Source organism: Achromobacter xylosoxidans A8 (genome assembly GCF_000165835.1).
GTDB classification, from domain to species: Bacteria; Pseudomonadota; Gammaproteobacteria; order Burkholderiales; family Burkholderiaceae_B; genus Achromobacter; species Achromobacter xylosoxidans_B.
The window spans coordinates 4,742,006-4,755,514 of the sequence record NC_014640.1; the positions used below are offsets into that span (position 1 = coordinate 4,742,006).

Here is a 13,509-nt window from a genome sequence, read left to right on the forward strand (position 1 = left end):
GCGGCCGTGCGCCGCGCTCCGCTATACCTTGCGCTGCCTGCCCGCCCAGAATTCGGCGCGCAGCCTGCGCTTGGCGATCTTGCCGTTGTCGTCGCGCGGCAGTTCCGCGCGCAGTTGCAGTTCGCGCGGCACCTTGTAGCGCGCGAGCCGTTGCGTCAGCCATTGCGTCAGCGCCTCGGCCTCGGGCAAGGCCCCCGCCGCGGGCTGCACCAGCGCCATCAGCCGCTCTCCGTATTCGTCATCGGGCACGCCGAACACGGCGCAATCCGCCACGCCCGGATACTGCATCAACTGATGCTCGATCTCGGCGGGATAGATGTTCACGCCGCCCGAGATCACCAGATCCGATTCGCGGTCGCATACGTACAGATAGCCGTCCGCATCCAGATAGCCCAGGTCGCCCAGGCCGATGAGCCCGTCCTTCTCGACCTCGGCGCGGGCCTGGGGATTGTTGCGATAGGTAAAGTCCGCATAGGCCGGCTGGCGCACGTGGATCCGCCCGATTTCGCCCGCCGCGCAAGGCGACCCGTCCTCGGCATAGATCCTGATCTGCGCCCCGCCGACGGGCCGGCCGGCGCTGCCGGGGCGGGCGAGCGCTTCGTGCGAATCGATGACCGTGACCATCCCGGCCTCGCTGGAGGCATAGGTTTCATGGATGACGGGGCCCAACCATTCGATCATGGCGCGCTTGATTTCCGGCGCGCAGGGTGCGCCCGTCGAGGCCACGAAGCGCAGCGACGACAAGTCGTATGCGGCGCGCGTGGCGGCATCCAGCTTCAACAGGCGCACGTACATGATGGGGACCAGGTAGACCGTATCGATGCGATGCGTCTCGATCAGGCGTAGCACCTCGATGGGGTCGAACCTGTCGGTCAGCACGAAGGTCTCGCAGACCCGCAAGGCCACCTGTGCGTACACGCTGGGCGCGCTGTGATAAATCGGCGCGGGCAGCAAGGCGCGCGAGCCCGGGCGCAGGCCGTAGGCCGCTTCCACCACCGCTTCGACCTGTTGCTGGTGGCGCGCCAGGTGTTCCAGCGGAAATGGCGCGCGCACCACCCCCTTGGGCCGGCCGGTAGTGCCGGAGGTATAGGCCATGTGGCCGCGCGGCGCCACGCGCGGACCATCGTAGGGCGGCTGGCTGTCGCGCCAGGCGTCGTAGTCCGCCTGCCCGGGCTGCGCCGCGCCAGGGCCGGCCAGCAGCACAGGCAGACCGGCCGGCAGCGCATCGCGCAGCGGCTGCCACAGGTCGGCGTGGGCAATCAGCAGCCGGGCGCCGCTGTCTTCAATCAGGAACGCCACTTCGGCGGCAGTGAAATGCCAGTTGATCGGGCAGTAGTAGCAACCCAGCCGCTTGCAGGCCTGGATGATCTCCAGGTAAGGCAGGCCGTTGCGCAGCAGCACAGCGATCACGTCGCCTTCCCCCACGCCCATCGCAGCCAGGCCGGCGGCGACCTGCTCGCCGCGCGCCGCCAGCGCGGCGCCTGACAGACGCTCGCCGCCCGCATGGATGGTGCTGTCCGTCATGAGGCCTCCGTGCTGCGCTGCGCCTTGTCCTGCGCGGTGCGCGCTTCGATCGCCTGACGCGCGGCAGCCCAGTCGGCGTCGCTCCATTCGGCGTACTGCTTGAAATAGGCGCCGTTGGCCAGATAGTCGCCGCCATCCAGCGCGATGGTCTGGCCGTTGATCCAGTCGTAGCCCGGACTCAGCAGGAAAGCGGCGAGTTCGCCTATGTCGTGTCCGGTGCCGAGACGCCGCATCGGGTTCTGCTGCGTCTGGGTGTCAGCGCCCTGGTCCTTGGGCCGCAGGCGCGCGCTGGCGCCTTCGGTCGGAATCACGCCCGGCGCGATGGCGTTGAGGCGAATGCCGTGGCGGCCCCATTCGATGGCCAGCGACTTGGTCATGGCGTCTATGCCGGCCTTGGACATGGCCGAGGGAACCACGAAGGGCGAACCGGTCCAGACCCAGGTCACCACGATAGACAGCACGGCCCCGCCCGTGCCTTGCGCAATCCAGCGCTTGCCCACGGCCTGGGTGGTGTAGAAAGTGCCGCGGAACACCGTGTCGGCGATGGCGTTGAAGCCGCGCGGCGAGAGCTTCTCGGTGGGGCTGATGAAGTTCCCCGCGGCGTTGTTGACCAGGCCGGTCAGCGCGCCATGCCCGGTCCAGATGGCTTCGACGGCGGCGTCCACCGCCTCGGCATCGCGGATATCCACCGCCTGGACGTGGACCTCCGCGCCGTACCGTTCGCGCAGGCCCGCGGCGGCTTCTTCCAGCACGGCGGCGCGGCGCCCCCAAAGGTGCAGCGACGCGCCCAGCGCCGCCAGCCGCTCGGCCATGGCGTAGCCCAGGCCGGTGCCGCCGCCGGTGACGAGGATGCGCTGGCCACGGAACAGGTCGGCGCGGAACATGGTTTGCGGGGCGGTCCCGCCGGGCTGGTTTTGAGGCATGGCCTGGTCTCCTGTTTGGTGGAGGCCAGAATATCAACCAGCGCCACGCCGCGACAATCCCGCAGTTTGCGTAAACTATGTTTCCTCACAGTCAACAATAAGACCGCGCATGCCCGCCCTGCCCGCGTTGGATCTCAATCTGATACAGCTGTTCGTCACCATCGTCGACGCGGGCACGCTGAGCGAAGCGGCGGTGCGCCACGGCGTGACCCGTTCGCACGTCAGCCGCAACCTGCAGAAGCTGGAACGGGCTTTCGGCGCCCAGCTCATCCGGCGCAGCACCCGCAGGCTGGAACTGACGCAGCAAGGCTCGGTGCTGTATGAACACGGCGCGCGCATGGCGCGCGAGGTCGAATCCGCCCGCCACGCCCTGCAGAAGCTGGGCTCGGAACCGGCGGGCCATGTCCGGCTCAGCATTCCCACCGGGCTGGGCGAGCTGGACCAATTGCGCCCGCTGCTGGTGAGTTTCGCCCTGCGCCATCCCTCGCTGACCCTGCGCGTGCTGTTTTCCAACCGGGTGAGCGACCTGATTTCCTCGGAAATCGATGTGGCGTTGCGGGTGATGACCACCCCGCCCCAGGATTACGTGGCGCGCGCGCTCGGCGACGTCAAATGGGTGCTGTGCGCGGCGCCCTCTTATCTGGAACAATTCGGCGCGCCGGCCCATCCGCGCGACCTTGCGCGCCTGCACTTCCTCGGTCCGCCCGATCCCAGGCCCCTGGTCACGCTGCGCCTGCGCCGCAAGGACCAGCTGCACGAGGCCAAGCTCGCGCCGCGGCTGCAATCGGAGTATTTCCCGTTCCTGGCCCAGGCCGCGCGCGCCGGCGCGGGCGTGGCGCTGCTGCCCGCCTATGTGGTGTACGCGGACATCGCGGCGGGCCGCCTGACGCCCGTGCTCCCCGCCTACCAAGCCATGGGGCCGGGCGACAAGCTGTTCATCCTGACCACGCCCAATCCCTACCCCTCGACCGCGCAGCGCGCGGTGGTCGATTTCCTGCGCACGGAGCTGACCGCGCTGCTGCGCCATTTCCTGGCATAGCGGCCGGGCGGCCGCCATCGTTCCCGGCTCGCCGCGGCGCGCCGCAACATCCGCGTAGGACTTTCTTGATAAAAGAGGCTTGCGGCTCGCGCGCGCCTCGGCCAGAGTATCGGGTGAGGCCAAAAGCCGCGCCGCCCCTGATTGCAGTAGGGGAACTTTGACGGTCCGGCTAAGTCTTATATAAGATATAAGACATGCAGCCGCGCAGGCGTCAGTCTCACATAGAATGACAAATGCCCAAAAACGCCAGAAAATGCCGGCTTCAACCGGGCAAAACCACGGAGTCCATCATGCCGCACAACACCCTAGACACCCTCAAGAATTTCAAGATCGGCAATAAATCCTGTCAGTACTATTCGCTGCCGGCGCTGGGCAAGTCCCTCGGCATCGACGTGCAGCGGCTCCCGGTTTCGATCCGCATCGTGCTGGAGTCCGTGCTGCGCAATTGCGACGGCAAGAAGGTAACCGAAGAGCACGTCAAGCAGCTGGCCAACTGGCAGGCCAATGCCCGCCGTGAAGACGAAATTCCGTTCGTGGTGGCCCGCGTGGTGCTGCAGGACTTCACCGGCGTGCCGCTGCTGGCCGACATCGCCGCCATGCGTTCGGTGGCCGACAAGATGGGCAAGAGCCCCAAGAGCATTGAACCGCTGGTGCCGGTGGACCTGGTGGTGGACCACTCGGTCATGATCGACTACTTCGGCACCAAGAATGCGCTGGACCTGAACATGAAGCTGGAATTCAAGCGCAACCAGGAGCGCTACCAGTTCATGAAGTGGGGCATGCAGGCGTTCGACACTTTCGGCGTCGTGCCTCCGGGCTTCGGCATCGTCCACCAGGTCAACCTGGAATACCTGGCGCGCGGCGTGCACCTGGATAAGCAGAACAACGTCTACTACCCCGACTCGCTGGTGGGCACCGACAGCCACACCACCATGATCAACGGCATCGGCGTGGTGGGCTGGGGCGTGGGCGGCATCGAAGCCGAAGCCGGCATGCTGGGCCAGCCCGTGTACTTCCTGACCCCCGACGTGGTCGGCGTGGAACTCAAGGGCAAGCTGCGCGGCGGCGTCACCGCCACCGACCTGGTGCTGACCATAACTGAAATGCTGCGCCGCGAGAAAGTGGTGGGCAAGTTCGTCGAATTCTGCGGCGAAGGCACCGCCAGCCTGTCCGTGGCCGAACGCGCCACCATCGGCAACATGGCGCCGGAATACGGCGCCACCATGGGCTTCTTCCCGGTCGACGAACGCACCATCGACTACTTCCGCGGCACCGGCCGCACGGAAGACGAAATCGCCGCCTTCGAAGCCTACTTCAAGGCCCAGAAGATGTTCGGCGTGCCCAAGGCAAAGGACATCAATTTCACCAAGCTGCTGACGCTGGACCTGTCCACCGTCGCGCCGTCGCTGGCGGGCCCGAAGCGTCCGCAGGACCGCATCGAGATCGGCAACGTCAAGAACACCTTCATCGACCTGTACTCCAAGCCGGTCGCCGAGAACGGCTTCAACCAACCGGCCGAGAAACTGGAACAGACGTTCACCACCAGCGCCGGCACCAAGGTCAAGAACGGCGACGTCCTGATCGCCGCCATCACGTCCTGCACCAACACGTCCAACCCCAGCGTGCTGCTGGCGGCCGGCTTGCTGGCCAAGAAGGCCGTCGAAGCCGGCATGACCGTGCCCAAGCACATCAAGACCTCGCTGGCCCCTGGCTCCCGTGTGGTCACTGAATACCTGACCAAGACGGGCCTCCTGCCCTACCTGGAAAAGCTCGGCTTCGACGTCGCCGCCTACGGCTGCACCACCTGCATCGGCAACGCCGGCGACCTGACCCCGGACCTGAACGAAGCCATCACCGGCAACGACCTGATCTGCTCGGCCGTGCTCTCGGGCAACCGCAACTTCGAAGCCCGCATCCACCCGAACATCAAGGCCAACTTCCTGGCCTCGCCGCCGCTGGTGGTGGCCTACGCCCTGGCCGGCACGGTCACGCGCGACCTGATGACCGAACCCGTGGGCCGCGGCAAGAACGGCGACGTCTGGCTGGGCGACATCTGGCCGACCACCGAGGAAGTCGAGTCGCTGCTGAAGTACGCCCTGGATCCCAAGGCCTTCGAAGCCAACTACGGCCAGGTCAAGAGCAATCCCGGCAAGCTCTGGGAGAACATCAAGGGCGTCACCGGCGATACCTACAACTGGCCTGATTCCACCTACATCGCCGAGCCGCCCTTCTTCGACGGCTTCGGCATGACGCCGGGCGCGATGCCGGCGGTCAAGGGCGCGCGCGCGCTGGGCGTGTTCGGCGACTCGGTCACCACCGACCACATCTCGCCGGCCGGCTCCATCAAGGAAACCTCGCCCGCGGGCAAGTGGCTGAAGGAAAACGGCGTCATGAAGGCCGACTTCAACAGCTACGGTTCGCGCCGCGGCAACCACGAGATCATGATGCGCGGCACCTTCGCCAACGTGCGCATCAAGAACCTCATGATCCCGGCGCTGCCGGACGGCAGCCGCTTCGAAGGCGGCGACACCCTGTTCCAGCCCAGCGGCGAGCAGATGTCCATCTATGACGCGGCCATGAAGTACGTCGGCGCCGGCACGCCCACCGTGGTGTTCGGCGGCGAAGAGTACGGCACCGGCTCGTCGCGCGACTGGGCCGCCAAGGGCACCCAGCTGCTGGGCGTGAAGGCCGTGATCACCCGCAGCTTCGAACGCATCCACCGCAGCAACCTGGTCGGCATGGGCGTGCTGCCCCTGCAGTTCAAGGGCGCGGACAGCGTGCAGTCGCTGGGCATTACCGGCGAGGAAACCTATGACATCTCGGGCCTGGAAAACGGCATCAAGCCGATGCAGGACGTGACGCTGACGATCACCCGCAAGGATGGTTCGAAGCAGGACGTCACGGTGCTGCTGCGCATCGACACCCCGATCGAGGTGGACTACTACCAACACGGCGGCATCCTGCCCTTCGTGCTGCGCCAACTGCTGGCGGCCTGATCCCTGCCTGATCAGCAAAGCAATGCCCCGGCAACCGCGAGGTTGCCGGGGCATTTTCATTGCGAGCGCGGCTCGGCGGCTGCGCCCGATCAGTCCGCGAACTCGTAGGCGTCCATCGCCAGCGCGCCGTAGGAGACTTCGTCGTTCAGGCGTCGAAAGCCCGCCCCGCCTGCACCCAGCGCCACGTACAGCGGCATCAGGTGGTCGTCGTGCGGATGGGCCTGCGCCGCGCCCGGCGCCTGCGCTTCCCAGTCCAGCAGCGCCGGCAGGTCGCGCCCGGCAAGCTTGTCGGCGTACCACTGCTGGAAGGCCGGCACATAGGGCAGCGCGGGCGCGTCCTGCGGCATGCGCACGTGGCGCAGGTTGTGCGTCAGCGAGCCCGAGCCGATGACCAGGATGTCCTCGTCCCGCAGTCGGGCCAGCGCGCGGCCGAGTTCCAATTGCCCGGCCGCGTCGCGGCCCATGTCCAGGGACAGTTGCACCACGGGCACGTCCGCTTCCGGATAGAGGTAGCGCAGCGGCACCCAGGCGCCATGGTCCAGCGGACGGCGCGGATCCAGGTCGGCGACGATGCCCGACTCGGCCAGCAAGCCCTGCACCCGCGCCGCCAGCTCAGGCGAGCCGGGAGCCGGGTACTGCAGCGTATAGAGTTCCTGCGGAAAACCGCCGAAATCGTGCCAGGCCACCTGGCGGTCGCGGGTGGACAATGCCAGGCCCTCGCCCATCCAGTGCGGCGACACCACCAGGATGCCTTTGGGCTTGCGGCCTTGCGCCGCGCTCCAGGCGGCTAGCGCCGGGCCGGTCTGGCCGGGCTCGACGGCGAGCATGGGGGATCCATGGGAAACGAAAAGCGTAGGCCAGCGCATGGCGGTGCCTCCTGATATTGAGTCGATGTGAGCATTTTCCGCCGTTTCATCTCAGCAATAAATAACCTTAATTGACATTAACTATTGCTACTTAAGCATCAGTAAGCTCATAGGCTCATCGCTGCGAGCTCTGGCAGGGCCGTCGCGCCGCAGTGCGCGCCGGGCGTTAAACTACGAAGTTGCACACTTACTGGACGCTCCCCGAAGTTATGGCCCGATCCCGCAGCCAATCCGCTCCCCGCCTCACCCGTGACGCCGCCAAACTGGTCACGCTTGCCCAGGCGCTCAACCGCTCGGGCAGCCGCCTCGAAGACGTGTTCTGGGAGAACCTGCTTGGCGAAGCGATTCCGAAGTTGCTGAAGGCGGGGCAGGACGCCCCCCTGGAAGCGGCCCTGGACCACCTTGCCCAGAGCGATGTGGGCGCCTACGAGATCCTGATCGAACAGGCCGAAACCCTGTCCGAATCGATGAAGATCGAGAAAAATGGCGTCCGCCATGACATTTTGCTGGTCGTGGCGCCCATCGTCGCCTGGACCCGCTACGCCATCCCTACCGGTCCGATTTCGGCCAGCGCGCAACAGGCGCTGGTCGCGCAGCTGCACGGCCATGTCCTGTCCAGCAAGGCTCGCAGCACGCTGATGCCCATGCTGGTCAGCGTGGACCAGATGCCGCGCACCTTCTCCGAAACCTGGCAATGGCTGCAGCGCCTGGGCACGCAGGCGCTGGGCGCCGAAACCACCAAGCCCGCCCTGAATACCGAGACCGAAACGGCCAACATGCTGGCCGACACGCGCTACATCGTGGCGGCCGTCGCGGTGCCCGAAGGCGAGCCGATCTTCCGCTGGCAGGAACAGCTGGGCGAGGCCGAGGCCAGCCGCGACGCCTGCCAGGAACAATGGGCGGCGCAGGCCCAGCCCACCCTGGCCAATCTGCTGCCCGGCTGCGGTTTCGAAGCCCTGCTGCCCGACGCCTACTACGTCAGCAACCGCGAAGCCGACCGGCGGGTACGCCCGCTGTCGCTGCGCGCGGCGGTCAGCTGGCTCGAAGGCGCGGTCAGCCTCGAAGCCTCCCAATTGCGGGCAGTGGTGGCCGGCTGCGGCGAAAGCCGCATCGACGAGTATCGCATCGGCTTTACCGCCCGCAGCAGCAACGACGTCTACTACGGCTGCGTCTGGCCCCTGTATGGCCGCGAAGAAGACCTGCCGGCCGATGAAGGCCAGCCCGACGTGGTCGACGAGATCGCCGCGCTGCTGAAGGAATACGGCGTGACCGAAGTGCGCCGCATCCCCGGCGTGCTGCCGCCCGAGTATTGCGAAGACTGCGGCGCGCCCTACTTCCCGAATCCCCTGGGCGAACTGGTGCACGCCGAACTGCCCGAGGACGCGGAAGCCTCCCCGGCCAAGTTCCACTAGGCGGCAATGCAAGCGGACATCTTCTGCCGGGTCGTCGACAACTACGGCGACATCGGCGTCTGCTGGCGGCTGGCCCGCCGGCTGGCGCACGGCCGCGGCTGGGATGTGCGCCTGTGGGTCGACGACCTTGCCAGCTTTGCGCGCATCCAGCCCGGCATCGTTGCCGGGCTGCCGCGCCAGCAACTGGTCGGCATCGACATCGTGCACTGGTCAGATACGCCGGATCCGGCGCTCAGCGCCCGCGACGTGGTGATCGAGGCCTTCGCCTGCGATCCTCCCGAGGCGTTCCTGGACAGCATGCGCCGGGTGCATCCGGCCTGGATCAACCTGGAATACCTGAGCGCCGAGGCCTGGGTGGAAAGCTGCCACGGCCTGCCCTCGCAACGGCCGGACGGGCTGGTCAAGCACTTCTACTTCCCCGGTTTCACCGCCGCCACCGGCGGCCTGCTGCGCGAACCCGGCCTGTCAGCCGAACGGGACCTCCTACAGGCATCGCCGCAAGATCAGGAGGCCTTCCTGCGATCGCTGGGGGTGGGGCAAGATCTGCTGTTGCGCCGCCGCGACGGCGCACGCACCGTGTCCCTGTTTTGCTACCCCACCGCGCCGGTGGCGGCGCTGGCCGCTGCGCTGTCCGCCGACCCGCGCCCCAGCGTGCTGCTGGCGCCCGAGGGCGTGGCCCCCGGCCTGGAAGCTGCCTGCGTGACGCCGGGCGCTCCGCTGATCGCCCGGCTGCCCTTCGTCGCGCAGCCGGATTTCGACCGGCTGCTGTGGTGCTGCGACCTGAACTTCGTGCGCGGCGAGGATTCCTTCGTGCGCGCCGCCTGGGCCGCGCGCCCGCTGGTCTGGCAGATCTATCCCCAGGATGAAAACGTGCACCTGGAAAAGCTGGAGGCCTGGCTGGCCCGCTATCCGGCCCCGGAAACTGCCCACGCGCTGATCCGCGCCTGGAACCAAGCGGAAACCGGCGCAACCTCCGCGGCGCTGCCGGCCGCCCTGGCGCCAGCCGCCTGGGCGGACTGGGCCGCCGCCGCGCGGGCCTGGGACGCGAGCCAGGCGGCGCTGCCGGATCTTGCCGAAAATCTGGCTGATTTTTGCGCAGACTTGGCCAAGAAACGTTAGAATAGAGAGTTTTCCGAGCGCCCTGTATTTGTCGGGCCTCTACTATGACGCCTCCCGGGGTGTGCACGAAGCCGCTAGAAGCTATAGCTGCGGCGGCTTTTTGCAAGCACGGCGAGTGCACCCATCACCCCCGGAGTTTTATCGATGAAAACCGCTCAGGAATTGCGAGTCGGCAACGTGGTCATGGTCGGCAAGGATCCCCTCGTGGTCCAGAAGGCCGAATACAACAAGTCTGGCCGCAACGCCGCTGTTGTGAAGCTGAAGTTCAAGAACCTGCTGACCGCCTCGGCCAGCGAATCGGTCTACAAGGCCGACGAAAAGTTCGAAGTCGTCCAGCTCGACCGCAAGGAGTGCACCTACTCCTACTTCGGCGACCCGATGTACGTCTTCATGGACGAAGAGTACAACCAGTACGAAATCGAAGCCGAAAGCATGGGCGACGCCCTGAACTACCTGGAAGAAGCGATGCCCGTGGAAGTGGTCTTCTACGACGGCCGCGCCATTTCGGTTGAACTGCCCACGACCATCGTGCGCGAAATCACCTACACCGAACCCGCCGTGCGTGGCGATACCTCGGGCAAGGTGACCAAGCCCGCCAAGATCAACACCGGCTACGAACTGAACGTGCCGCTGTTCTGCGCCATCGGCGACAGGATCGAAATCGACACCCGCACGAACGAATACCGCAGCCGCGTCAACAACTGATCCGGCAAGCAGGCAGAAAAAAAGCCAGACCTTCGGGTCTGGCTTTTTTATTGCCGCGGTGCGCACTGGCGCTACTGCAAGCGCTCGTCGTCCAGGAAGTCCGGCACGGCCATGACGTCGATGCCCTCGTCGGCCAGCGCCACGCGCTCCTCGGGCGTCGCCGTGCCGCGGATCGGGCGGTCATCGGCATCGCCTTCGTGGATGCGGCGCGCTTCTTCCGCGAATCGCGGCCCCACGTTCTCGGTATTGCGCAACAGCGTGCGCACCTGGCGCATCACGGCCGCCTGCAAGGCCGCCATCTTGTCGGCGTCGGAGGCGTTGGCAAGCACGGCCGGCTGGGCTGCCGGCGCGTGCAGGTGGGCGACGTTCAAGCGCGGCGCGGACAGCCGCTTCGTGATGCTGGCGGAACCGCAAACCGGGCACGTGACGAGGCCGCGCGCCTGTTGCGCGTCGTAGTCTTCGTGCGAACTGAACCAGCCCTCGAAAATGTGGCTGTGCTCGCACTGGAGGTCGAAAACTTTAAGTGCCATGGCGTCTATATGGGGTGCAACTCCCAGAATACAAGAAAGCGCGCGCCTCGGGCTGCTAGTCCCTGGCGTGCGCAATGCCTTTCCCGGCTGCCCAGGACAAAGCGGGCCCGCAGGCCCGCTTTTCCGGCTGCCCGAAGGCTTATTTGGCGCGGTTCTGCGCGGAGGGATTCCCCACCTGCGCCTGCTGCGCCTGCAAGGCGTCGATCTGGCGTTGCAGATCACGCAGTTGCTGGCGCACGTCCTTCTGCTGATCGGCCAGCGCCGTGGCTTCCTGGCGCGATTGCTCCTGGCGCGCCGCCACCTGCTCTTCCTGCTGCATGCGTAGCGTGCGGTCGGCCTGCAAGGTGCTCAGTTCGGCGCTGCGGCTGGCCAGCAGCTTCTCGGCATGCGCGTACTCGGCCTGCATCTTGATGCGCTTGATGTCCACCTCGGCCAGGTCGGCCGATTGGGCGACGAAGGCGCGGTAAGTCGCTTCGGCCTGCTTGTCCGACTTGGTCTTCACCACGCGCCAGAAATCCTTTTGCTGGAACAGGGCGACGTAATAGGTCAGGTCGTCCGGCTTGAACAGCAGGCTGGCGCCGTAGGTGCCGTTGTAGGCGGTGCGCAACTCCGACACCTGGCGGCTCTGGATCAGGCTTTGCAGCTCCGACAGCGTGGAGGCCGGGCGCGCGGCCGGCGGCGGCGCGGGGGGAGTCACGGGCGTGGATGCCGCCTGGGTATCCTCGACCTGTTTAACCGTGGGCCGGGGCGCTTCGGATTGCGCGCTGGCGCAAGCGGCCAGGCCGGACAGGGCCGTGCCCAACAGCGCCATGCGGACGGCGCCACGGATAAATTGGACGTTCATGCCTTCCCCAAAAAAATCGTTGCGGAACTATAGCAATTTATTGCGGCCGGGACAGACGCGCTTACATGCGGCGGACCCGGAACTGTCGCCCCCTACGGGCCATTCCCTATTGCGTGTTCATACGGTCTCGGCAACGCCATCGGCGGGTTCGCCCTGGCCTGCGCCCAGTTGCAGCTTGCGCATTTTTTCCCACAACACCTTGCGGCTGATGCCCAACGTGTGGGCGGTGTCCTGGCGGCGCCAGCCGTTGGCGTCCAGCGCCGCCAGCACACGCTCGCGCTCCGCGCGTTCGGCATCGGTGAAGACGGCGGGCTCGGCCCGCGCGCCGGCCGCCGCGCCTGCCACGCGCAGCGGTTCGGCCAACTGGTCGAAAATGCGTTCGATGCGCGGCGGGTCCCAGGCCTGGAATTGCCGCCGCACGATGGCGACGCGCTCGGCGACGTTGGACAGCTCGCGCACATTGCCCTCGTAGCGCGTGCGTGAGACGCGGTCCAGCAGCCATTGGGGCGGTTCGCTGTCCACGCCCTGGCCCTGCAGCAAGGCGCGGAAGATCGCCGCCTTTTCTTCCGGCCCGCGCTGCTCCAGGTTGGGGATGCGCAGTTCGATGACGGCCAGCCGGTAGTACAGGTCTGCGCGGAATTCGTCCTGCCCCACCAGCACCCGCAAATCCTTGTTGGTGGCGGCGACCAGGCGGAAGTCCACCGGCACCTCCACGGTCGAGCCCAGCCGCGTCACCGTGCTTTGTTCCAGGACGCGCAAGAGCTTGACCTGCTGGTACAGCGGCAGATCGCCGATCTCGTCGAGGAACAGCGTGCCGCCGCTGGCCTGCTCGAAGTAGCCCTTGTGCGCGCCTATCGCGCCGGTGAAAGCGCCCTTGGCGTGGCCGAAGAAATGCGCCTCGAACAGGCCTTCGGGGATGGCGCCGCAGTTGACCGCCACAAAGGGGCCGCCGAACCAGGCGGCATGGTCGTGCAGCAGGCGGGCAATGCGCTCCTTGCCTACGCCGGTCTCGCCATGGATCAGCACGTTGCTGCGACAGTCGGCATACATTTCCGCCTCGGCCAGCAGGTCCTGCATGCTCGCGGACACGGCGATCAGCGGCTGCTCGCGGCGCGGCGCAGAACGCGTGAGCTGATTCAGCGTGCCCAGCAGCTCATACAGCAGCTTGCGCAGGTCGGCCGTCGTGAACGTCAGCGGCAGCGTATAGGAGTATTCCGGCGGGTAATAGCGCGGGTCGCGCCCGCGCGCTTCCGCGGCCACCCAGATGACAGGCAGGCCCTGCGCCGCCAGCCAGTCATAGCCGCTGAAGCGCTTGTCGCCCATCACGGAGACCGACACCAGGGCCACGGCCGGCCGGGTCAGGTCGCGCGGCGGCGGAAATGCGGTGCCGGCGTCCGCCCGCAGCAGCGACACGTCCATGCCCGCCAGGCAGCGTTCGGCGCGGCTGGCGATGTCGGAGGTGCCCTCCCAGACGTACACATCGAATTCTTCGCGCGCGAAATTCTGGCTCATCGCTTGGACCATGCGTGAAGGAAAGGGATAGGGGTCAGG

General features: G+C 66.7%; 11 protein-coding genes. 5 read left to right on the forward strand and 6 right to left on the reverse strand.

What is annotated here, in order from left to right; all coding sequences use genetic code 11:
• Positions 1-21: 21 nt before the first annotated feature.
• Both AXYL_RS21950 and AXYL_RS21955 read right to left on the reverse strand, forming a co-directional pair.
• Positions 22-1,524: an AMP-binding protein gene (locus tag AXYL_RS21950; RefSeq protein ID WP_013395059.1), complete on the reverse strand. Its 1,503-nt coding sequence runs from the start codon at positions 1,522-1,524 to the stop codon at positions 22-24.
• Positions 1,521-2,408 (reverse strand): SDR family oxidoreductase, encoded by an 888-nt coding sequence (locus AXYL_RS21955; protein WP_041655877.1) that lies wholly within the window; start codon positions 2,406-2,408, stop codon positions 1,521-1,523. The genes AXYL_RS21950 and AXYL_RS21955 overlap by 4 nt, the downstream gene beginning before the upstream one ends.
• 148 nt (positions 2,409-2,556) lie before the next feature.
• Between AXYL_RS21955 and AXYL_RS21960 the strand changes: the two genes are divergently transcribed.
• Positions 2,557-3,486, forward strand: coding sequence for a LysR family transcriptional regulator (locus AXYL_RS21960; protein ID WP_013395061.1), 930 nt, complete (start codon positions 2,557-2,559; stop codon positions 3,484-3,486).
• 290 nt (positions 3,487-3,776) lie between these two features.
• Positions 3,777-6,482, forward strand: a complete 2,706-nt coding sequence (gene acnA / locus AXYL_RS21965) for an aconitate hydratase AcnA (protein WP_013395062.1) — start codon at positions 3,777-3,779, stop codon at positions 6,480-6,482.
• A gap of 89 nt (positions 6,483-6,571) precedes the next feature.
• On the opposite strand, the gene AXYL_RS21970 is transcribed toward acnA, so the two are convergent.
• The gene (locus tag AXYL_RS21970; RefSeq protein WP_013395063.1) at positions 6,572-7,348 is read right to left on the reverse strand and encodes a DODA-type extradiol aromatic ring-opening family dioxygenase; all 777 of its coding nucleotides are present in this window, start codon (positions 7,346-7,348) and stop codon (positions 6,572-6,574) included.
• 209 nt (positions 7,349-7,557) lie between these two features.
• On the opposite strand from AXYL_RS21970, the gene AXYL_RS21975 reads away from it, so the two are divergent.
• From AXYL_RS21975 to efp, 3 genes are all read left to right on the forward strand, one after another.
• The gene (locus tag AXYL_RS21975) at positions 7,558-8,760 is read left to right on the forward strand and encodes a DUF2863 family protein (RefSeq protein WP_013395064.1); all 1,203 of its coding nucleotides are present in this window, start codon (positions 7,558-7,560) and stop codon (positions 8,758-8,760) included.
• Between the two features lie 6 nt (positions 8,761-8,766).
• A complete protein-coding gene (earP, locus tag AXYL_RS21980) occupies positions 8,767-9,879 on the forward strand; it encodes an elongation factor P maturation arginine rhamnosyltransferase EarP (protein WP_013395065.1) in 1,113 nt (370 codons plus the stop codon).
• Positions 9,880-10,023: 144 nt separating this feature from the next.
• Complete coding sequence (gene efp / locus AXYL_RS21985; RefSeq protein ID WP_013395066.1) at positions 10,024-10,584, forward strand: elongation factor P; 561 nt, start codon at positions 10,024-10,026, stop codon at positions 10,582-10,584.
• A gap of 71 nt (positions 10,585-10,655) precedes the next feature.
• Here the strand turns inward: efp and AXYL_RS21990 are convergent, their stop codons facing one another.
• From AXYL_RS21990 to AXYL_RS22000, 3 genes are all read right to left on the reverse strand, one after another.
• Entirely contained in the window at positions 10,656-11,114 is a 459-nt protein-coding gene (locus AXYL_RS21990; RefSeq protein ID WP_013395067.1) for a DUF1178 family protein, read from the reverse strand.
• Between the two features lie 139 nt (positions 11,115-11,253).
• Positions 11,254-11,958 carry a DUF2968 domain-containing protein gene (locus AXYL_RS21995; protein WP_013395068.1) on the reverse strand — a complete coding sequence of 235 codons (705 nt, stop codon included), beginning with the start codon at positions 11,956-11,958 and terminating at the stop codon, positions 11,254-11,256.
• A 117-nt stretch (positions 11,959-12,075) separates the two neighbouring features.
• The gene (locus AXYL_RS22000) at positions 12,076-13,470 is read right to left on the reverse strand and encodes a sigma 54-interacting transcriptional regulator (protein ID WP_013395069.1); all 1,395 of its coding nucleotides are present in this window, start codon (positions 13,468-13,470) and stop codon (positions 12,076-12,078) included.
• Positions 13,471-13,509 lie beyond the last annotated feature (39 nt).

Excerpts from the sequence above, each read along its gene's own strand:
- acnA (WP_013395062.1), top strand. The coding sequence starts at position 3,777 with ATGCCGCACAACACCCTAGACACCCTCAAGAATTTCAAGATCGGCAAT.
- AXYL_RS22000 (WP_013395069.1), bottom strand. The coding sequence starts at position 13,470 with ATGAGCCAGAATTTCGCGCGCGAAGAATTCGATGTGTACGTCTGGGAG.
- AXYL_RS21975 (WP_013395064.1), top strand. The coding sequence starts at position 7,558 with ATGGCCCGATCCCGCAGCCAATCCGCTCCCCGCCTCACCCGTGACGCC.
- AXYL_RS21990 (WP_013395067.1), bottom strand. The coding sequence starts at position 11,114 with ATGGCACTTAAAGTTTTCGACCTCCAGTGCGAGCACAGCCACATTTTC.
- earP (WP_013395065.1), top strand. The coding sequence starts at position 8,767 with ATGCAAGCGGACATCTTCTGCCGGGTCGTCGACAACTACGGCGACATC.
- AXYL_RS21970 (WP_013395063.1), bottom strand. The coding sequence starts at position 7,348 with ATGCGCTGGCCTACGCTTTTCGTTTCCCATGGATCCCCCATGCTCGCC.
- AXYL_RS21950 (WP_013395059.1), bottom strand. The coding sequence starts at position 1,524 with ATGACGGACAGCACCATCCATGCGGGCGGCGAGCGTCTGTCAGGCGCC.
- AXYL_RS21995 (WP_013395068.1), bottom strand. The coding sequence starts at position 11,958 with ATGAACGTCCAATTTATCCGTGGCGCCGTCCGCATGGCGCTGTTGGGC.
- efp (WP_013395066.1), top strand. The coding sequence starts at position 10,024 with ATGAAAACCGCTCAGGAATTGCGAGTCGGCAACGTGGTCATGGTCGGC.
- AXYL_RS21960 (WP_013395061.1), top strand. The coding sequence starts at position 2,557 with ATGCCCGCCCTGCCCGCGTTGGATCTCAATCTGATACAGCTGTTCGTC.
- AXYL_RS21955 (WP_041655877.1), bottom strand. The coding sequence starts at position 2,408 with ATGTTCCGCGCCGACCTGTTCCGTGGCCAGCGCATCCTCGTCACCGGC.